At 39.7% G+C, this 18,723-nt stretch carries 20 protein-coding genes; 14 read left to right on the top strand and 6 right to left on the bottom strand.

Annotation, left to right across the window (positions count from 1 at the left end; genetic code table 11):
• Window positions 1-90 precede the first annotated feature (90 nt).
• The 3 genes from A6M13_RS16390 to A6M13_RS14480 form a co-directional block, all read right to left on the bottom strand.
• A complete protein-coding gene (locus tag A6M13_RS16390) occupies window positions 91-243 on the bottom strand; it encodes a hypothetical protein (protein ID WP_169817456.1) in 153 nt (50 codons plus the stop codon).
• 12 nt (window positions 244-255) lie between these two features.
• A complete protein-coding gene (locus A6M13_RS14485) occupies window positions 256-768 on the bottom strand; it encodes a GNAT family N-acetyltransferase (protein WP_245669339.1) in 513 nt (170 codons plus the stop codon).
• A 507-nt stretch (window positions 769-1,275) separates the two neighbouring features.
• Window positions 1,276-1,695, bottom strand: a complete 420-nt coding sequence (locus A6M13_RS14480; RefSeq protein ID WP_066548036.1) for a universal stress protein — start codon at window positions 1,693-1,695, stop codon at window positions 1,276-1,278.
• A 139-nt stretch (window positions 1,696-1,834) separates the two neighbouring features.
• On the opposite strand from A6M13_RS14480, the gene A6M13_RS14475 reads away from it, so the two are divergent.
• Window positions 1,835-2,344, top strand: coding sequence for a GNAT family N-acetyltransferase (locus A6M13_RS14475; protein ID WP_066548033.1), 510 nt, complete (start codon window positions 1,835-1,837; stop codon window positions 2,342-2,344).
• A gap of 83 nt (window positions 2,345-2,427) precedes the next feature.
• On the opposite strand, the gene A6M13_RS14470 is transcribed toward A6M13_RS14475, so the two are convergent.
• Window positions 2,428-2,610: a hypothetical protein gene (locus tag A6M13_RS14470; RefSeq protein ID WP_066548028.1), complete on the bottom strand. Its 183-nt coding sequence runs from the start codon at window positions 2,608-2,610 to the stop codon at window positions 2,428-2,430.
• 319 nt (window positions 2,611-2,929) lie between these two features.
• Between A6M13_RS14470 and A6M13_RS14465 the strand changes: the two genes are divergently transcribed.
• The 12 genes from A6M13_RS14465 (at window position 2,930) to A6M13_RS14410 (ending at window position 16,262) form a co-directional block, all read left to right on the top strand.
• Window positions 2,930-4,045 carry a M20/M25/M40 family metallo-hydrolase gene (locus A6M13_RS14465; protein WP_066548271.1) on the top strand — a complete coding sequence of 372 codons (1,116 nt, stop codon included), beginning with the start codon at window positions 2,930-2,932 and terminating at the stop codon, window positions 4,043-4,045.
• A 196-nt stretch (window positions 4,046-4,241) separates the two neighbouring features.
• Window positions 4,242-5,657: a GGDEF domain-containing protein gene (locus A6M13_RS14460; protein ID WP_066548026.1), complete on the top strand. Its 1,416-nt coding sequence runs from the start codon at window positions 4,242-4,244 to the stop codon at window positions 5,655-5,657.
• A gap of 171 nt (window positions 5,658-5,828) precedes the next feature.
• Entirely contained in the window at window positions 5,829-7,076 is a 1,248-nt protein-coding gene (locus tag A6M13_RS14455) for a DNA polymerase IV (RefSeq protein WP_066548025.1), read from the top strand.
• 91 nt (window positions 7,077-7,167) lie between these two features.
• On the top strand, window positions 7,168-7,434 hold the full coding sequence (locus tag A6M13_RS14450; RefSeq protein ID WP_066548023.1) for a hypothetical protein: 267 nt from the start codon (window positions 7,168-7,170) through the stop codon (window positions 7,432-7,434).
• 162 nt (window positions 7,435-7,596) lie between these two features.
• Window positions 7,597-8,280 carry a reverse transcriptase-like protein gene (locus A6M13_RS14445; RefSeq protein WP_066548021.1) on the top strand — a complete coding sequence of 228 codons (684 nt, stop codon included), beginning with the start codon at window positions 7,597-7,599 and terminating at the stop codon, window positions 8,278-8,280.
• Window positions 8,273-9,628: a hypothetical protein gene (locus tag A6M13_RS14440; protein WP_066548011.1), complete on the top strand. Its 1,356-nt coding sequence runs from the start codon at window positions 8,273-8,275 to the stop codon at window positions 9,626-9,628. The genes A6M13_RS14445 and A6M13_RS14440 overlap by 8 nt, the downstream gene beginning before the upstream one ends.
• A 78-nt stretch (window positions 9,629-9,706) precedes the next feature.
• Window positions 9,707-10,654 carry a ribonuclease Z gene (gene rnz, locus A6M13_RS14435; protein ID WP_066548008.1) on the top strand — a complete coding sequence of 316 codons (948 nt, stop codon included), beginning with the start codon at window positions 9,707-9,709 and terminating at the stop codon, window positions 10,652-10,654.
• A 150-nt stretch (window positions 10,655-10,804) separates the two neighbouring features.
• Window positions 10,805-12,799, top strand: a complete 1,995-nt coding sequence (locus tag A6M13_RS14430; RefSeq protein WP_066548006.1) for a methyl-accepting chemotaxis protein — start codon at window positions 10,805-10,807, stop codon at window positions 12,797-12,799.
• A gap of 101 nt (window positions 12,800-12,900) precedes the next feature.
• Window positions 12,901-13,248 (top strand): NUDIX domain-containing protein, encoded by a 348-nt coding sequence (locus A6M13_RS14425; RefSeq protein WP_066548003.1) that lies wholly within the window; start codon window positions 12,901-12,903, stop codon window positions 13,246-13,248.
• Between the two features lie 206 nt (window positions 13,249-13,454).
• The gene (locus A6M13_RS14420) at window positions 13,455-14,090 is read left to right on the top strand and encodes a hypothetical protein (RefSeq protein ID WP_066548001.1); all 636 of its coding nucleotides are present in this window, start codon (window positions 13,455-13,457) and stop codon (window positions 14,088-14,090) included.
• A 48-nt stretch (window positions 14,091-14,138) separates the two neighbouring features.
• The gene (locus A6M13_RS14415) at window positions 14,139-15,893 is read left to right on the top strand and encodes a hypothetical protein (protein ID WP_066547998.1); all 1,755 of its coding nucleotides are present in this window, start codon (window positions 14,139-14,141) and stop codon (window positions 15,891-15,893) included.
• A 180-nt stretch (window positions 15,894-16,073) separates the two neighbouring features.
• Entirely contained in the window at window positions 16,074-16,262 is a 189-nt protein-coding gene (locus tag A6M13_RS14410; RefSeq protein ID WP_245669338.1) for a YhzD family protein, read from the top strand.
• A gap of 244 nt (window positions 16,263-16,506) precedes the next feature.
• On the opposite strand, the gene A6M13_RS14405 is transcribed toward A6M13_RS14410, so the two are convergent.
• On the bottom strand, window positions 16,507-17,550 hold the full coding sequence (locus A6M13_RS14405) for an acyl-CoA dehydrogenase family protein (protein WP_066547994.1): 1,044 nt from the start codon (window positions 17,548-17,550) through the stop codon (window positions 16,507-16,509).
• A 64-nt stretch (window positions 17,551-17,614) separates the two neighbouring features.
• On the bottom strand, window positions 17,615-18,124 hold the full coding sequence (locus tag A6M13_RS14400; RefSeq protein WP_066547991.1) for a DUF4242 domain-containing protein: 510 nt from the start codon (window positions 18,122-18,124) through the stop codon (window positions 17,615-17,617).
• 136 nt (window positions 18,125-18,260) lie between these two features.
• On the opposite strand from A6M13_RS14400, the gene A6M13_RS14395 reads away from it, so the two are divergent.
• Complete coding sequence (locus A6M13_RS14395; protein WP_066547987.1) at window positions 18,261-18,692, top strand: winged helix-turn-helix transcriptional regulator; 432 nt, start codon at window positions 18,261-18,263, stop codon at window positions 18,690-18,692.
• The last annotated feature ends 31 nt before the right edge of the window (window positions 18,693-18,723 follow it).

Here is an 18,723-nt window from a genome sequence, read left to right as displayed (position 1 = left end):
AGCATCTTCCACGATGACAAGTTGTGGAGGATGCTTTTTTTATGTCATATATGATATAAAAAATAGAGGGGGAGTAAATACGTCATAGCTTCATTTTCCACGCGGTAAAAATGCCGTTAATACATAGGCACAACTTGCAAAAAAGGTATAATAAAGCGCTTGTTGCCAAGAACCGGTTATGACCCAAAGTAGGATACATAATGCACCGCAAAATAAGCAGCCTGTTTGAATGAAACTACGCATATGCCCACCTCTTTATGATTGTGCGACGCGTTTACCTAAAATGATTAAATCACGTTCGACATCGTCTAATTGTGCAACTTGTGGCAAGTGTGCCCAACGTTCAAATCCTACTTTTTCAAATAATTTTAAACTTGGCGTATTATGCCCAAAAATAAAAGCAAGCACTGTTTTAATATGAAGTTGTGGTGCTCTTTCAAGTGCATAGTGTAGTACCGTTGTGCCGAGTCCTTTTCCACGTGCGCTTTCTGCTAAATAAATTGAAATTTCAGCAGTACCATTATACGCAGCGCGACCGTAAAAGGATTGAAAACTAATCCAGCCGTACACGATATCATCTTTTTCACCTTCAATTATCCAAAGTGGGCGTGTTGCAGGGTTATGCGCATGAAACCATTCAAGTCGTTCATGAATGGTTACCGGTTCTGTATCTGCTGTGACCATCCGACCTTCAATAATCGTGTTATAAATATCGATGACTGTTTGTAAGTCATCCAGTGTTGCGTCGCGATAAGTAAGTGTTGTCACCGAAAGCATCTCCTTTATATGTATTGCGAAAATTATAGCATTTTTTGCCTCATCGCAGTTATAGTTTCTAAAATAGCCGCCGCTAACAATAGTTGCTATACTAGGAAAAAACATTGAAAGGTGTGTTTTCGTGTATCAGGTTGAGTGAAATGGGCGAGTGGTGATTGATTTGTTACACTGCCGCCACGTATCGTATTAGTCGATGAAACTATGATGGATACATAGCGTTCGTTAAAATGTGTGATGCAGTATAACTTTGACTTTGTGTACTGGGCGCATGTACCAGTACTAGAAGACGGCAAACAGATGCTTCAAGCAAAAAGGGATGTTATTTACAGATGATGGGTGAAGCTGAGCATGCACGATGAGGCGTTATGACACTCGCCACTATTACACAACAAATTTTCTCGAAAATAGCACGATTGTATCACATTCAAATGGTGAATGACCCCGTACACTAATCGTAAGGGCGATTTTACATGACATGTTTTATTTACAAACGCAATATTATTTCACAATTAACGCAGGACAGTTTACTCGTTTCATCACTTTATGACTAACGCTACCAAGCACCATTTCTTGCACTTTATTAAGCCCGCGACTACCGATAACCACTAAATCAACTTCGTGATCATTTGCGTATGTGACGATTGTTGGCCCAGGTTGCCCTTTCAAAATAGTCGATTTAAATTGAATACCAGCTTCTTCAAGTGCTATTTCATATGGACGAATACGTTGGCGTCGCTCTAACGCGACTGTATCAAGCGAAGAAGCATGTAAAACATCGAGGCGAGTTTGATGACTATCAGCTACATACACAAGGTCAATGACAGTTTCTTTGCAATATTGTGCGAGTTTAATCGCTTCTTTTGTTGCCCGCATCGCATGTTCTGAACCATCAACAGCTACTAAAATATATTTATACATGTAAAATACCTCCCAATAATGCGTATTGTTATTCGTAGTTTATCATGGTTATTGACGAAAAAATAGCGCAATATATGCAGGATTTTTAGGGGCATATCTAGAATGTACTATACAAGAGAGAATGAATGGAGAGTGTCGCATGATTCGACCAATTGAAATGAAAGATGCTGAGTCATTTTTAGCGTTATTAAAAGAAATTGACCAGTCTAACGTTATGCGCCAAAGTCCAGGAGAGCGCAATATGACGGTCGATTTACAGCTGCAATTAATTAGTGATATTATTCAAAATCCACGTGCCGTTTTATTTGTCTATGAAGAAGCACAACAACTAATTGGTTATAGTATTTGCCGTGCAGAAACGTTTGTACGCACAAAGCATATTGCTGAAGTAACGATTGGTGTAAGCGAAAAGTTTCGCCGTAAAGGTATTGCAGCAGCACTTATGTTACAAATCGAACAATGGGCTGCGACAGTAGGTATTCATCGATTAGAGTGTATCGTATTTGAGCGCAATGAATATGCGCAGCAATATTTGCATAAAATGGGCTTTACACATGAAGGACGTCGTGTACATGCCTTATATATTAACGGTGATTACTATGATGAGCTTTGCTACTACAAGCTCGTAACACCAGCACAAGAGACGTAAAAAAGGTATCGGCGAATGTGAATTCGTCGATACCTTTTTTAGATGAATAAGAAAAAATTGTTTCTGACTAAACAAGTTGTTTCTTAGCCTAATAAGTTATGCTTTACAACTTCGTATGCTTGGCAAATTGAGGCGAAGTCTTCACGAGATTGTGTTGTTAACATATCATGTGCAATGTCATATAAATTTGATTCGTTTTGCATCGCTAAGTCTGATAATAATGTTGCTTCCATCTGTTCTACATAATAAGTGATTGTTGTATTCATATTGATAAGCTCCTTTTTCGTTCGAGTGATTACCACTAATATACATGGTAAGAGGTCTAACATCAAAAGAAAAAGTGCGTAAAAATAAAGAAAACGCTTTAATTATGACAGAAAAATGAAGGTGTATGAATTTTGCTCGTTGGAAACGCATTTATATAACTGTGCGAAAATTCTAACGTATAAAGATATGGCTGTTATAAAACAAAATAGATTTGTAGTAATACAGATTTCATGTTACTTCACGAATGTCCAACAATTTGGATTTATGGTAAACTATTTAACGACAAAAATTATTCGTGACACGAAGGAGCGCATTCATATGACAAGTCGAGTAGTAGAGCAATTTTTACAATTAGTACAAATTGATTCTGAAACAAAGCATGAGGAAGTAATTGCACCAGTATTAGTATCATTATTAGAAGAGTTAGGTTTTGATGTGTTTCAAGATGATGCATATACGCGAAATGGACATGGTGCAGGCAATATTATTGCGACATTGAAAGGTAATAAAGACGGCGTTGACCCAATTTATTTCACAACGCATATGGATACAGTTGTACCTGGTAAAGGCATTAAGCCAGAAATTCGCGAAGATGGTTATATTTATTCAGATGGCACAACGATTTTAGGTGCGGACGATAAGGCGGGCATTGCGGCAAGTTTAGAAATGGTGAAACGTTTAAAGGAACAAAATATTGCACATGGCGATATTCAATTTATTATTACAGCTGGGGAAGAGAGCGGTTTAGTTGGCGCGAAGGAGCTTGACCCAGCGCATATTCACGCGAAATACGGCTTTGCGATTGATAGCGATGGAAAAGTTGGTGGCATTGTAACATCAGCGCCATTCCAAGCAAAATTAATGGTAAAAGTACTTGGCAAAACAGCACATGCTGGTGTTGCACCAGAGAAGGGGATTTCAGCGATTACGGTAGCAGCAAAAGCAATTGCCCAAATGAAGCTAGGTCGTATTGATGAAGAAACAACAGCGAATATCGGCCGTTTTGAAGGCGGGCAAGCAACAAATATCGTCTGTGATGAAGTTTCTATTTTGGCAGAAGCGCGTTCAATCCGTCGTGAAAAGCTAGATGCACAAACAGCGCATATGAAAGAAACATTTGAGCGTGTGGCACAACAACTTGGCGCACAAGCACAAGTGGATATACAAATTATGTATCCTGGTTTCTCTGTTACAGAAGACGATAAAGTTGTCCAAGTAGCAGTAGAAGCAGTGAAAACGGTAGGGCGTACACCGTTGCTTGGTAGCTCAGGTGGCGGTAGCGATGCAAACGTCATTGCAGGTTTTGGCATTCCAACTGTTAATTTATCGGTTGGGTATGAGGAAATCCATACAACAAATGAGCGTATGCCGATTGAAGAGCTTGAAAAACTAGCCGATTTATTAGTCGAAATTGTTCGTACTGTTGCGAAATAAATAACGAAAAAACACATTATTCACAGCGATTGTTCGTTTATGTGAATAATGTGTTTTTTACCATTGTGAGATAATTAACGGAAAATGATGGATAAAAATACGGCTGTAGTGTAAAATATACCGTAACAAAGAATTTTAATTGTGTCTATTGTTCTAAAATTATTTTTATTTTTAGGTAGTTAGGAGTGTTTTAAGGATGTATGAAGCCTTACAACAAATAGATACGCTAGAACAAGAAGCAATCAGTAAATACGATGACAAACAATATGCAAAGGCAGCGACATTATATAAACGGCTTATTCACTACGCAGAAATAAAAAAAGATTACGTTAATATTATTCGTTACGTCATTATGCTAATTACCTGTTATTTAGAGGCAAAGGACTATAAGATGGCATGTAGACAAGTGGAACTGTATGACTATTTATTCGCGCATAACGTGACATCGAGTCAGAAAAAGCAGTACACATTGTTAAAAGCGACGTTACATATTAAGACAGGGGAGTACCAACGCGCGGAACTCTATTTTCAACAGTTACTACAAATGTCTTTAGACGAGGACGAGTGCTGGGAAATTATTCAATATGGTACGCAGTATATGTCGTTACTCCATCGTATGGGTCAAGACGATAAAGCGCTCTCGATCGCGACACTCATCGAAGGCTATTTGGAAGGTCAAGAGAATAGACAAGTTGAACAGCGTGCAAAGTTTTATGTAAGCTATGTTGCGGTTTTATTGAAATTGAACTTTGCTGAACAGGCACAATATTACTTAACAAAAGCCAATACATTATTAGCGACATTGCCAATTAGCAAATATCATATGTATGCGCAGTATTATGATATATGTGTATGTTTTGCATTACACGCACAGACCGATTTCTTTGCGCGATTTGAGCAAGTACTACAGCAACTCTATGCAGTGCTGGAGCTTGATGATTATGTTTGGTTGCTAGAAGACTGTATTATGCGTTATGAGCAGGCGGCATGTTATAAAGAAATGGCACAGCTGCAAAAACATTATATTACGTTATTAACAGACCCAGCCTATGTAACGATGAAGGCACAGGTGAAAGAAACAGTAAAGAAATTACATTTATCAGAAGCGCAAAAGTTAGCGCATTATGATAGTTTAACAGGCGTATATAATCGCTACTATTTAGAAAAACAAGCAGAAAATACGATTTTGATGAGTCGTATTACAGATGAAAACTGTTCGTGTGCGGTGTTTGATATTGACCATTTCAAGAAAATCAACGATTCGTTTGGTCATTTAGCAGGCGACCAAGCGATTCAAATGCTTGCTCAGCGTGTAGCGCAACAAATAAAAGGTGCACCTGTATTATTTGCGCGTTATGGTGGTGATGAATTTGTGCTCATTTTATCAATGCCAGTTGCACAAGCGGAAGACTTTATTATGAGCTTATATGAAGAGCTGCATGAAACGCCATTTCAATTACAAGGTATGGAGTTAGCGCTTACATGCAGCATGGGACTTGTACACAACGAACATGTACAGGCGAATTCATTCCAAGAGCTGTTTAGACGTGCTGATGAAGCGTTATATTTTGCTAAACAAAATGGGCGAAATCAGCTGTATATCGACCAATAAAAACGAGCGATAAATAGCGGATTTAACGATTCGGTAATACGTAATGGGCAGTGGAACAGCGGTAGGGGAAATGTTATCATTTCTTCTACCGCTCTTTTATTGCGATACACTGTATTTTACTACAAATAAGAATGTATGTTTGGTAAAATGGATTGTATAGAGGTGATTCGGATGAGTGGACGTATTATTTTGCATATTGATTTGAATAGCTTTTTTGCCTCCGTTGAACAATTATTGCAACCACATTTAGCAGGGAAACCAGTGGCAGTTGCAGGGAACCCAAAGCAGCGACGTGGCATTGTTATTACCTGTAGCTATGAAGCGCGTGCGTACGGTGTGAAGACGACGATGCATGTGCGAGATGCGCTGCGTTTATGCCCACATTTAGAAATTGTTGCACCAAACTTTCCTGCTTATCGTGACTATTCCCAGCGCTTTTTTGCGTTGCTTCGGGATGTTTCGCCTATACTACAACCAGTATCCATTGATGAAGGTTACTTGGATATTACAGATGTAGTAGGGGAACACCCGTTACAGTTTGTCGACCAGCTACAGCAACGTATTTACACGGAATTACAATTGCCATGTTCGATTGGGGTAGCTCCAAATAAATTTTTAGCAAAAATGGCGAGCGATATGAAGAAGCCGATGGGGATTACGGTGTTACGTAAGCGAGATGTTCCGCAAATGCTATGGCACTTACCGGTAACAGCGATGCACGGAGTAGGTGCGAAAACAGCAGAGAAGCTCAAAACATTACATGTTACAACAATCGGGCAGCTTGCGCAAACAGAACGGCATGAATTACGTCGGCATTTTGGTGTGCAGGGAGAGCAAATGCATGAGCGTGCAAATGGGCAGGATCGTCGCGCCGTAGACCCACTCGCGATTTATGATACGAAAAGCGTTGGGAATTCTACAACGTTCGCCCAAAACTTAACGGAGCGTGTGGCGGTTTACGAAGCGGTAAAACGATTAAGTGTGAAAGTAGCGAAGCGTTTACAAATGAAATCACTCGCAGGGACAACGGTGAGCGTGATGATTCGCACAGCTGATTGGCAAACATATACGCGTAGTCAAACCGTTCAAAATGCGCTTCAAGATGAGGAAGAGATTAGTAGGGTTGCATGGATGTTAGTGGAACGTCACTGGCAAGGCGAACCGATTCGTTTATTAGGGGTAACAGTCAGTCACGTAATTGATGCACAGGCGCGAACGGAGCAATTAAATTTATTTAATTTTGAACAACATGCGCAAGAAGAACCAATTTTAACGTTATTAGACAATATTAATGCGAAATATGACAAACAGCTCGTCATGAAAGGGATGAAAAAGCGTATGGTGAGCGACGAATATTATGCAAATACGAGTTTTTCTAAGGATGTTTTTCTTCATTTTGATGTGAGTAAAAAGAGCTAATTGATGAGATTTAAACAATGAGCAAATCATTTGGGTGCGTGAAAAAACTATACTATAATAGCCTCATACCTTGAACGAAAGGGATGAGAATATGTTTGACGTAGGACAATGGATTCTTTACCGTAATGTACCAGGTTTTGTATTAAAAGCTGATGAAACCGATAACCGTTATTTAGTGCGCTTACCACGTGTGTCAAAAGATGCGTATTGGGTACCGGCGAAATATATACAAGAAAATAACGATGTACATTTACACTCAGACGATATCCAAGAGCTGATGGCAGTCGCTGTCCAAAGTGGCGACTTCGAATGGTACAAAGAATTAACTGAGCGTAACGTTCCGGCTAAAGATGAATAAGAAACAGATGTCACGTATCTTTTACGTGACGATACATAAAAAACAATATCTCATCCTTCTATAATGGAAGCAAGACGAAGTGCTCGTCTTGCTTTTTTATGTTGTGTTGTTTCGAAAAGTGATACACTGAATATACAAAATCGCTAATAGGAGGACGTACAGATGAATGTTACGCTAGAAATAACGTATCAACCGAAAAAAGGTGCAACAGTTACATTTCACTCTGAGCAGCTGTCCTATGAAGAGGCGATTGTGGTGCTCGAAGATTTACAGCAAACCGGACGTTTACAGCGTTACACTATAACCGATATGTATGATAGTACATGGACGTTAAAAGAGCTGAAGAAATATGCAACAGCACTAATCGAAGAGCCGCATCAAGTTGTTGTCTATTTTGACGGTGGATTTGATGAAGCGTTACAACATGCAGGACTCGGTGTTGTCATTTACTATAAGCAACAGCAAAAAATGCGCTTGCGGACAAATCATTTGATGACCAATATTACGTCTAATAATGAAGCGGAGTATGTGGCACTTTATGAAGCGATACGAGCATTAGAAGACTTAGGTGTTTCTCGTCAAACAATTACGGTAAAAGGCGATGCTCAAGTCGTTCTACAGCAAATGGCTGGAGAGTGGCCTGTGTATGAGCCTGTATTTCAACGATGGGCAAATCGAATTGATGCGTTAGTCGAGAAGTTACAACTACACATTCAATATGAACATATTGCACGTGCACATAATACCGAAGCGCACCGCTTAGCAACCCAAGCACTTGAACAAACGTCAATACATGCAGTAGCACCAATCGTCACAAAGCGACAAAGGAGAAGAACACATGATTGAAAAATTACAGCCGTTTGTACAACAAACCATTGCACATACAGAAGAAATAGAGCGCGATTTGTTTGTATTTTATAATCGCGCCGGTGAAGCAATTGGCGAATACGAATACTTTGATGGCTTATTACAGCGTATTCAATTATTTGAGGCAGAAGATGCCGTACTAGAGCACGTGGCTATTAGCGCCGAGCAAGCAACGAGCATTGCGAAAAATTTTATTGAACAAGTGGATAATCGAGGGCTTGTATTAGAGAGCTTAGTTAATTTTGATACGCATTATTTGGTTATTTTTGAAGAAGTGGATGAGCGATATCACTTACCATTACCAAATACTGGTGCGCATGTTTCGCTTGATGCAGAAGGGTACTTAATTACAGCGATGTTTTTCACAGAGCCGTATACCGTTACTTATCCAAAAAGCTGTATTTCAAAGGAACAAGCACGTGCCATTTTACATGAGCAATTACTTGTCGAAAAAGTGCTAGATACACAAAACTGGCGCTATGTGTATGGGCAAAACCATGAATTATTTGGCGTACATGTTGATGGTTCATTGAATCATTTAGCGCAAGATGACACATTAGAAACGCTTTACCATGATGTGCCACTTACCAAAATTGATGCGCCGCTAGATGTGTTAATGATCAATGAATATCCAGGCGTTGTTGTGAAGGAAGATACGTCACTAGACGGCATGAAGCATTGGTATATTGCACAAACAGATGAAGATGATCATTATCAACTTGATTTATCAAGCTTTGAAGATGTCGATGACGATATTTTAGATTTCGAGCTAGAGGACAATCATTTAGTGGAGCTTCCAGATACAGGTATATACATTGAAGATGATGTGCTACTGCAACGCGCACATGAATTACTGTATGTGCTTGTTGGAAATGAAATGGTCCATTATAAACGCGAAGAATCAACAGGGCTAGCGCAAATTTTACAACATTCCCCGTTTTTTGCCGATGACTTTGAATCGAGTGATACAAATTTCCGTTTCGTATATGCAGTAGACGGTGTGTATATTCATGATAAAGCGATTGATATATCAATTCATCGCAGTACCGGTGTTGTATTAGAAATTGTACAGGCGATTTTACCATACGATGTATTGCGCCGACTAGAACAGCCGAAATTATCATTGTCAGAAGCAGATGCAATCGCGCAAAATTTAGCAGATGTGACATTGGCATTTATGCGCACAAATTTAGAAGAAAATTTATATGAATTAACGTATTTAATTACGTACCCAGATTCGCCAACAGGTGGCCATATTGATGAAATTGATGGGGACACGGGTGAAGTAAGCTATGTCGATACGGGGTTTTCACCATTTGATGAATAACAAAGAGCTGTCCCAGAGACTATTATCAGGGGCAGCTTCTTATATGTCGAAACCGCTGGAAAGAAATGAGGAACATAGATGGAGTTACAATTTTTAGGGACAGGGGCAGGAATGCCATCAAAAGAGCGCAACACAACAGCGATTATGATGAAGTTATTAGATGAGCGTGGCACGATGTGGTTATTTGATTGCGGAGAAGCAACGCAGCATCGCATTTTACATACATCACTGAAACCACGGAAAATCGAAAAAATCTTTATTACGCATTTACACGGCGATCATATATTTGGGTTACCTGGATTACTTGGTTCACGTAGCTTTTTAGGAGGCACTGAACCGTTAACGATTTACGGGCCACGTGGTATTAAAGAGTGGGTAGAAACGACAATTCGTATTAGTGGTACGCATTTAACGTATCCACTGTTTATTGAGGAGATGGACGAAGCAGGCATTGTTTTTGAGGACGAGCAATTTACAGTGTATGCTGCTTGGCTGGAACATGTTGTGCCATGTTTAGGCTACCGCATTGAGCAAAAAGAACTGCCAGGTGCATTATTAATTGAAAAAGCGTATGAGCTTGGTGTACCGAAAGGACCGTTACTCGGTGCGCTGAAGAATGGTGCAGACGTAACATTAGCAGACGGGCGTGTCGTACATGCAAAGGACGTTGTTACGTCGCCGAAAGCAGGGTTTATTGTAACAATCCTTGGGGATACAAAATATTGTGACCAAGCGATTCAATTGGCGAAAAATGCGACCATTGTTGTACACGAGGCAACATTTGACGATACGACAGCGCAACTAGCCGCGCAGTACGGACATGCCACGAATATGGAAGCGGCACACGTAGCGAAGCATGCCGAGGCAAAATATTTAATTTTAACGCATATTAGTGCACGATTTTTGCCGGCGCAAAGTGAAGCGTTAGCGAAGCAAGCACGTACGGTTTTTGAACATACGAGTGTCGCGCATGATTATATAAGCTATGCGTTAATAAGTGATAATGATATAGTTATAAAGGATTAGTTTTTGCGGAGGTAATGTAGATTATCTCCGCTCATTTGTGTCTAAATTCTAATATTTTAGATATTTTGAACCTATAATTTTAGGTAATTTTAACAAAAATAAAATCTTTTGACGTATGATAAAGGAAGAAGAAAAGGAGGACAGTATAATATGTTTACAACGTTACGTTCAAAGATGATGGCACCTATTACAGTTGTAGTAGTATGTATTATCGCGGTTTTTAGTGTGTTCATTTACATGACAACCAATAAAAGTATCGAACAAAATGGAGAAGCGTTAGTTGAATCTGTGGCACTTGGGATAGAGGGCGCTATGGTCGCTCGTGAACAAGCGGAAACGATTATGGAACAAGAAATGGTTGCCCAAGCGGCGTTAGCTTCTTATATTGTTGCAAAAGGCACGACGCATGAAGATTTGAAGCGTTTGTCTGAAGTTGCAGGCATTGATGAAATTTGGAGTACAGATGCACAAGGCAATACGACACTCACATCAATCGCACCAACGATTGACTTTAATTTCGGGTCAGAGCCAGGGAGTCAGGCAGCGGAATATATGGCGTTATTAGAGGCGGACGTGGCGACATCGATTGTACAGCCAGCGCAAGTGCGCGTTGTTGATGATGCATTTTATAAATTTGTCGGGGTAGGTGGTTGGCAAGCCACAGCGCCACAAATTGTACAGGTCGCGCGCAATGGACAGCATTTGCTCGATTTAGAACAACAAATTGGGACAACGTTTTACATAGAACAATTAAAACAGTATTTGAGTGACACTGTACTTTATGCAGCTGTTGTCCGTGATAATGGTGACATCGTTGCGGCAACAGCAGAGGATACATTTGAACATGCAGGATTTACAAAAGATGCGTTAGCAGACAATCACTCGTTTAAAGGGGATGTTGGCGGGACGCGTACAACGAATTTTGTGAAGGCATTATCGAACGGTCAATATTTAGTGATTGCTGTAGATGCCCACGTATTAACGAGCATTTATTGGGGGACGATAATTGCTGCCATTGGTGCGAGTATTCTGATCGCTTTATTAACAAGCGTAACGATTACGAAACAAGTGAAGCGTATTTTAAGCATTCGTGATTCACTAGATGATATGAGCCATGATGAAGCAGATTTAACAAAACGCATTCAAGCAGACTCACACGATGAAATTGGGCAGCTCATTATGTCGTTTAACCAAATGATGGAAAATTATCAACGGATTATTAAAGATTTACAAGCACAATCGATGACAATTCATGCTGTGACCAATGAAATTACACAGCGCGCGCAAACGACTGAAGAGTCCACAGCGATTATCGTTGCAAGCACACAAAATATGAAAGAATTTTCGCATGTACAATTACAAAGTACAGAAGATAGTGTAGATGCCCTTGAAGAGTTAGCGCAAAATATTCAGCATATTACCGCATCCATTTCAGAAATTGCAGAGCGCTCAGCAGCAACGGGGCAAGAAGCGGCAGTTGGCTCTAACGTTATGTTTAATTTAACCGAGCAGTTACAACAAATTGAACAATCAACTGCTATTTGTGTTGAAAAGACAGAAGAATTAGTTAATTTGTCAGGGAAAATCGGTCAATTTACGAGTGTGATTACCGGCATCTCAAATCAAACAAATTTATTAGCACTCAATGCATCGATTGAAGCTGCGCGTGCTGGAGAAGCGGGGAAAGGTTTCGCTGTTGTTGCTGATGAAGTGCGCAAGCTAGCGGAGGAGTCGAAAACAGCTGCGGATGAAATTACCTATGTCGTACAAAGCGTTCAACTAGAAACAACGGAAATTGTGAGCGCGATTTTACAAACATCAAATGTTGTATCAAGCGGTCGCCATGTTGTAGACGAAGCACAAGCGACATTTGGTAATATTTCAGATGGTGTACAAATTATCGCGAAGGAAGTCGAAAGTGTATCTGAAGCCGCGCTTGTAATGTCTGCGAATACCGAAGAAATTACGGCATCTTTTGAACATATTGAACATTTAACAAAGCAAGGTGTCGACAGTATGGATGCAATGATGGACGCGACCGGTATCCAGCATGAAAATATGAATGATATGACAAAATCTGTTCGAACGTTAGATGCAGTCGCGAATAATTTGAAGGAAACGACCGCCAAATATAAATTAACGTAAGCATACATTATTTTTTCGTTAAAATTGATGTGCTTTGCAGGACTTTGCCTTATTTTTCACGAATACAACGTATACTTTCAAATAGAAATGAGGGCATGTTAATGATTCACAAAGCATACGGCTATGTTACATATGAACAAGCAGGCGCACATTTTTTACTGACGTTACCGAATGGACTTGTTCCAAACGATCATGTGAACGATGATGAGGAGTGGGCACAGACTGTGTTACGTGCAGTCGAAGAACAAACGGGCTTACAAGCAACAATCCAACGTTTTTTAACATCGGATTATGGCACATATGGCGGAGAAGCGGTACATCGTCATTTTTATTTATTAACGGTTGATTCGTCACAGGTGGAATTAGCGACAGGGCGTTGGGTAACAGGGGAAGAAATGGACGCATTAGCACCGGATATTTCACGTTATGCTTATTTAGCATTTACATAACGAGTAAGTTGACCTGATTTGACGCGCGATTATATCGTTACGTAACATCCTTATAACGTTCGTAAGAAAGCATCACACTCACATGAAATGTTGAGGTGATGCTTTCTTATATTGTGTTCAGATTTTTGTATGCGTTATGCGTATCTGCTACGTGAAATGGCATATTTTATGGTACGATAGATAGATGAAAGATAGGGGGGATGTGTGTGTCGAAACGCCTTTTTTTATATGCGGCGATCGCGCTCTATGTCGCAGCATTTATACTGTCGATGCCATACCCGAACAACATGAATGTCTATGCAACATTATCGGTGTTGACCATTCCGGTACAGACAACAGATGGCCTGTATATGGCTGGAATTTTTAGTTTAGTAATGTTAGTTGGGAGTATCGTCTGTTTTGTAAGTATGATTAAAAAGTGGAAGTGGGCAGCTGTCGTGTTACCGCTTGTGTTATTTTTAGTCTTGCCAAGCGTGGCGATTCCAATGTACCAAGCATATATTGCACAAGGCATCCAAGCGATTCATTATGACGAAGGGCAATCAGGTTGTCAGGCGACATTATTACAACAGGGCGACATGCAATTGTATTGTGAGTTAACTTTGCATAATTATAGTGACGAAGATGTACAAGCTTCGGTGGAGTTCGTTGGGCAACAACATAATGATGCGCTTGCACATTGGCTAAATGAAGCGGGTCCATATGATATTACGATACGAGCAGAGCAAACCGAAACAATTGTGATTGATCAACAAATTGTAGCACCTGCATATGCGCAAAATGTGCCGGTACAATCGCTCGCAATTCGCTTAATTGAAGGTGATGACCGGCGTACAATGTAGCAAATTATGCTACAATGAAATATGCAATTTCGCAATGAGGAGAGAAGGATGAAACGAGCAAAGTATATTGTATTCAGTAGTATTGCGCTCGCATTAATCGTGCTTACATTCGTCATCAAATATGAGGCAGACCAAGAATATGCCAAAAAGTTAGCAGCGAATCAAGAGCAGGAAAGTGCAACAGCAAAGGATAATGCAGAACTTGATGTAAAGGTAAATCCTGCAGGTGGTGTTTTATTTCATTTAGGAAAAGATGTATACGTGCGGGCAGCAAGCTATGAATACGAATTAGAACAACAGCAAACAATTGAGAAGTCTCATGCAACGGATACGATACTAACGTTTAATGTACGTGATCATGAACAAGCACTTGGTACATTAACAACAACGATTCGCCAAATTGACCGCGGAGATAAATTAGTATTTGCGGAATTTTTGAGTGTCACGCAAGAGCCAGTAACGATTCCATTACAGCTCGTTTCAAACAGCAGTGATGTATCTGAACTACGTTTTGATGATATTGAATTTGTACGGGAGCATGATAATACATTCGGCGTCAATGAAACGACGAATTTAGCAGGACTCTTCCGTTTTGAGGGGCGTGCCTATGAAGTGATTGCGTCGCAAAACTTTATTTCTCGTGAATTAGTGAAAGAATATGAAGATGGCGATAAAAGCGTTGTACGTGAATTAATCGAGGAGCAACGTCATGTAGTGGCAGAGCAACGCGGTGAACAATCGGTTGTGGCGATGCCGCTAACAGGCGCAGCAGGACAAATTTCTGAAAGTTGGTTTTTAGTTGGCGCAAATGCATTATTTAATAACGATGCCGATGCACTGTATTATCGCGATTATTCGGAGATTTATCATATTCGCTCGCAAATGTGGTTAAACGCAACTGGTGCGTATACAAAGCTACCATGGTCGATTGAGCCAGGTACGTCAAAAGGTTATGGACGTAATGTCTTGCATCAACGCGGAAAAATTTATTTAGACGAACTTGTCAGTAATGGCGACACGCGCTTCCATTATTCGATGCTGATGAATTCTATTAACTATTTACTCGATCGTAAAGTAGAAGGACAGCTTTGGGAAACGGAGTATACAAGTACATGGTTAAAGAATGATTATGGCATTCGAGCACCGTATACGGATACACGTCATAATGAGAATATCGCGCTCTTTTTAACCGATGCTGGCGATTATTTAGGTGATGAAATGTTGCAAAATATGTATTTTGAGTATGCGGATTATTTATCGAATCAAGTAAATATTGATAATGTACTCGCAACGGAAAACGGCTATTTCATTTTAGATTATTACGGCGATACATTGACGAAGAAAACACATGTATCACTTAACCATGCGCTCGGTGAAATGAACTTCTTACTACAGGCATATGGTCGCGAACCGAATCAGCGATACATGAATACAGCCATTGCGATTAAGCAGGCAATCGAAGATACAGGGTTGCAGTGGGTACGCGAGGATACGAGTGATTTTTGGTATCAAATTAATGGGGACTATACATTTAGTGGTCGCGATTACGAAATTTTAACGCTAGGGGATATTTTAAATACGTTAACGATTTATAAAAACCTTGGTTTAAAGTATGATCCAGTCCTGTATGCAACAATGATTGGTCATAAAGTCGGGTATATTAATTTAACGGGTATTCCTGTTACAAATGCATTAGAAAATGCGTTGAAACATCATGGTTTTGGCTTTTTACTAACACCTGAAACTGAGCGTGATGATAACAGTGAAAATGAACCAGCAAAAAGTGCACCACAAGCAAGTTAAGCTTTGGTGTACTTTTTTGTGTTTTATGAGGCGAAAGTCGGGTATAGATGTTAAAAAGAAACTAGTTGTCGCAAAGAAGACATATTATATGGCAATGGCGCAAAAAAAGAGGGCGAATGTTTAGAAATTACACAAAAAAATGCGTACAATTTAAAGAGAATGAATGAAAAGAGGGCGGTTATGATGGAAAACTACAGATTTACAGCATTTGGAGATGAAGGCGAAACATTGTTTAATGAGGTGTGGACATTTGAAAATGATGAACAAGCTAAACAAGAAGGACAGAAATTGATTGAAGAAAAAGGTGTTACGAATAAAACACATCGTTTAATTAACGCCAAAGGCAAAATTTTAATTTATCACGTATGAATACATAGAAAAGAGCGTAGGACATAATGGAAATGTCCTACGTTCTTTATTTTGGATTCTATAATATCGTTAGAGTATTTGTACAATTTTGAACGTAAATTACTGAAGAAAAGCTTGCTTGAAAGGAGCGCGATGGTAAAAGTAGAAAAGTGGCAAAAGAAATGTTGTTATTTCTCTTGCCACTTTATTTTGTTTCAGACCTAATATTTACGTTAGAACCTTATTTTGAATAGAACGAACTGTATTATTGGTTTTGAATAATTTTTTCTAAATGACGTACAGTCGGTGTTAAGTTAGCGAAGAAGTATGACTCTCGCAGTAAACGAGACGGCTTACTACCTGCAACATAACCTGCTGAACCATTGTGCAACATGCTAGCTTGTGTAGCCTCAAGTGTTGCATACACTGTGTGTAAACGCGTTTGGCAAATATCTTTTAACGGAGCGCCTTGTGTCAGCGTTGCAAGCTGTTGCTGCAGCGCCTCACGCTTGTCCGTTAAATCGCATGCTTGCGTTTGAAGATATTGGTTACAACCGTTTTGTTTCGCTTTTACTTTTTCAATCGAAGTAATCGCAGCGTCAATTACGCCTAGTCCAAGTGGAATTTGATAAATAATAAAGGCAGGGCGAATGTCAGCAACGAATGCACGTGCTTGATGTGAAATCACATATTCATCTGCTATAAAGACATTATCAAATCGGCAGCTATATGTAGCACTACCATTTAGACCGATAAAGTTGACCTTTTCTTTTAACGGTACGGCATGCTTTGTTAAATCGACTAAAAACATTACTTCTTCATCATTGGGCAATTGGGCAATCCCACCGAAAACATGGTCTGTTGCTAAGTTTGAAACAGCGCCTAGTACACCATTTACAACATAGCCACCTTCTACACGTTCAGCGTTTAAATGAAGTTTTTCAAGTTCAGTATAAAACTTCATTGGATTTGATAAACCTGTTGCGCCAAGTTGCTCACCTTGTTCAAGGCGCGGTAAGTACGTTGCTTGTAATGTTTTATTTGTCGTTGTGCGTAAATATGTTAAAGCGGCCAAATGGCACCAGAGGCAAAAGGCTGTCGTCATACATACAGCAGCTGTCTGTTCGACAAGTTTTGCTTCGTCAAGAAGTAGTGTCGCACGGTCTTTTCCAGCAGAGCGGAAGTATCCTTGCTTCCCTAATTCCCGTAAGTAGCTTTCGGCATACAAAGCTTCCTCGTCGATTTTTTTTACAAACGGTGCTAAATGTTGTTCAATAATTTGTTGGACTGCTAATTGCTCTTGTACCATAATAGGCCTCCTTGATTTATACAAACTTCACATGCAGAAAGCATGTGAAGTTTTTGTGTGTGAACTATTCTAATTCTGATAATGAAGAAATTGGTGTTGATACAGCTTCACGTGCGCGTTTTACAGCAGCTTCGTCTGGTGCATCATAGAAACATAAACATTTTGTCATATCTTCACATACATACGTACGAGAGAATTTTACATCTGGTACTTCTTCGTATTTTACAGAGTTTTTCTTTTTGCGCTCTAAATATTTATCCATTGTAATTTCGGCTGGGATTTCCCACTCTACTAAGTAGTTTACCTTTTCACTTGTACCAGCTTTTACCTCGTCAAGTTCTTTACCGATTAAACGAACTTCTTTTGCTAAATCAACAGTAATTTCTTGCGCTTCAAATGCAGCTTTTGCTGTCGCTTCGTCTGCGGCTTCAACGATGAAGTAAGCACGTGCAAATCCTTTTGCAACTTGAACTTCAATAACTTGTGCAGCTTGTGCAACGCGCTCGATTAATGCGTTGAATTCTTCTTTTGTTGCTACGTTTTGAATAGATGATTCGATTAAATATAATGACATAGTAAACACCTCGGATTAATTAATATTGACTACATGAGTTATTTTATTATACTTAGTTAAGAAAAGCAACTTAATTGTGCGAAAAATTAAAATTCGTTACACTAATACTAGGAATTTGCCGAAGGGGAGAAGATTTGTGACACGTTATGACTTACCATGCAATATTGCACAAACACTCAATATTATTGGTGACCGATGGACGATGCTTATTTTGCATGAATTATTAATCGGTACGGAAAACTTCAATGAAATTAAACAAAAGCTACCAGGGCTTTCAAGTAATGTGCTCTCGGCGCGTTTGAAAGCGCTAGAGGAAGCGGAGCTGGTCACGTCGCAATTATATTCAGCGCATCCACCACGCTATTCATACCGTTTAACAAAAGCCGGAGAGCAGCTAGAGCACGTCTTTAACGCGATGGCTATTTGGGGCAGTGAATATTTAAACCCGTGCTTTAAAGAGGTAGTAGACGCGACGACAGATGAAGCTGTTGAAATTGTATACCGCACAAAAGAAAGTGGTGCGATTACCGAAGACCTTGTCATTCGCGCCATTGAACGTCAACCATAATGAAAGTGCCATTCGAAAGAAAAGATTTCGA

It is taken from the genome of Caryophanon tenue, assembly GCF_001700315.1.
Taxonomy (GTDB): domain Bacteria; phylum Bacillota; class Bacilli; order Bacillales_A; family Planococcaceae; genus Caryophanon; species Caryophanon tenue.
This window is presented reverse-complemented; position numbering and strand designations above follow the sequence as displayed.

Bases quoted from the DNA above. Each gene is read 5' to 3' on its own strand.
- A6M13_RS14425 (WP_066548003.1), top strand. From the start codon at position 12,901: ATGATTCACAAAGCATACGGCTATGTTACATATGAACAAGCAGGCGCA.
- A6M13_RS14415 (WP_066547998.1), top strand. From the start codon at position 14,139: ATGAAACGAGCAAAGTATATTGTATTCAGTAGTATTGCGCTCGCATTA.
- A6M13_RS14410 (WP_245669338.1), top strand. From the start codon at position 16,074: ATGATGGAAAACTACAGATTTACAGCATTTGGAGATGAAGGCGAAACA.
- rnz (WP_066548008.1), top strand. From the start codon at position 9,707: ATGGAGTTACAATTTTTAGGGACAGGGGCAGGAATGCCATCAAAAGAG.
- A6M13_RS14440 (WP_066548011.1), top strand. From the start codon at position 8,273: ATGATTGAAAAATTACAGCCGTTTGTACAACAAACCATTGCACATACA.
- A6M13_RS14430 (WP_066548006.1), top strand. From the start codon at position 10,805: ATGTTTACAACGTTACGTTCAAAGATGATGGCACCTATTACAGTTGTA.
- A6M13_RS14450 (WP_066548023.1), top strand. From the start codon at position 7,168: ATGTTTGACGTAGGACAATGGATTCTTTACCGTAATGTACCAGGTTTT.
- A6M13_RS14445 (WP_066548021.1), top strand. From the start codon at position 7,597: ATGAATGTTACGCTAGAAATAACGTATCAACCGAAAAAAGGTGCAACA.
- A6M13_RS14400 (WP_066547991.1), bottom strand. From the start codon at position 18,124: ATGTCATTATATTTAATCGAATCATCTATTCAAAACGTAGCAACAAAA.
- A6M13_RS16390 (WP_169817456.1), bottom strand. From the start codon at position 243: ATGCGTAGTTTCATTCAAACAGGCTGCTTATTTTGCGGTGCATTATGT.
- A6M13_RS14465 (WP_066548271.1), top strand. From the start codon at position 2,930: ATGACAAGTCGAGTAGTAGAGCAATTTTTACAATTAGTACAAATTGAT.
- A6M13_RS14475 (WP_066548033.1), top strand. From the start codon at position 1,835: ATGATTCGACCAATTGAAATGAAAGATGCTGAGTCATTTTTAGCGTTA.
- A6M13_RS14460 (WP_066548026.1), top strand. From the start codon at position 4,242: ATGTATGAAGCCTTACAACAAATAGATACGCTAGAACAAGAAGCAATC.
- A6M13_RS14480 (WP_066548036.1), bottom strand. From the start codon at position 1,695: ATGTATAAATATATTTTAGTAGCTGTTGATGGTTCAGAACATGCGATG.
- A6M13_RS14470 (WP_066548028.1), bottom strand. From the start codon at position 2,610: ATGAATACAACAATCACTTATTATGTAGAACAGATGGAAGCAACATTA.
- A6M13_RS14405 (WP_066547994.1), bottom strand. From the start codon at position 17,550: ATGGTACAAGAGCAATTAGCAGTCCAACAAATTATTGAACAACATTTA.
- A6M13_RS14455 (WP_066548025.1), top strand. From the start codon at position 5,829: ATGAGTGGACGTATTATTTTGCATATTGATTTGAATAGCTTTTTTGCC.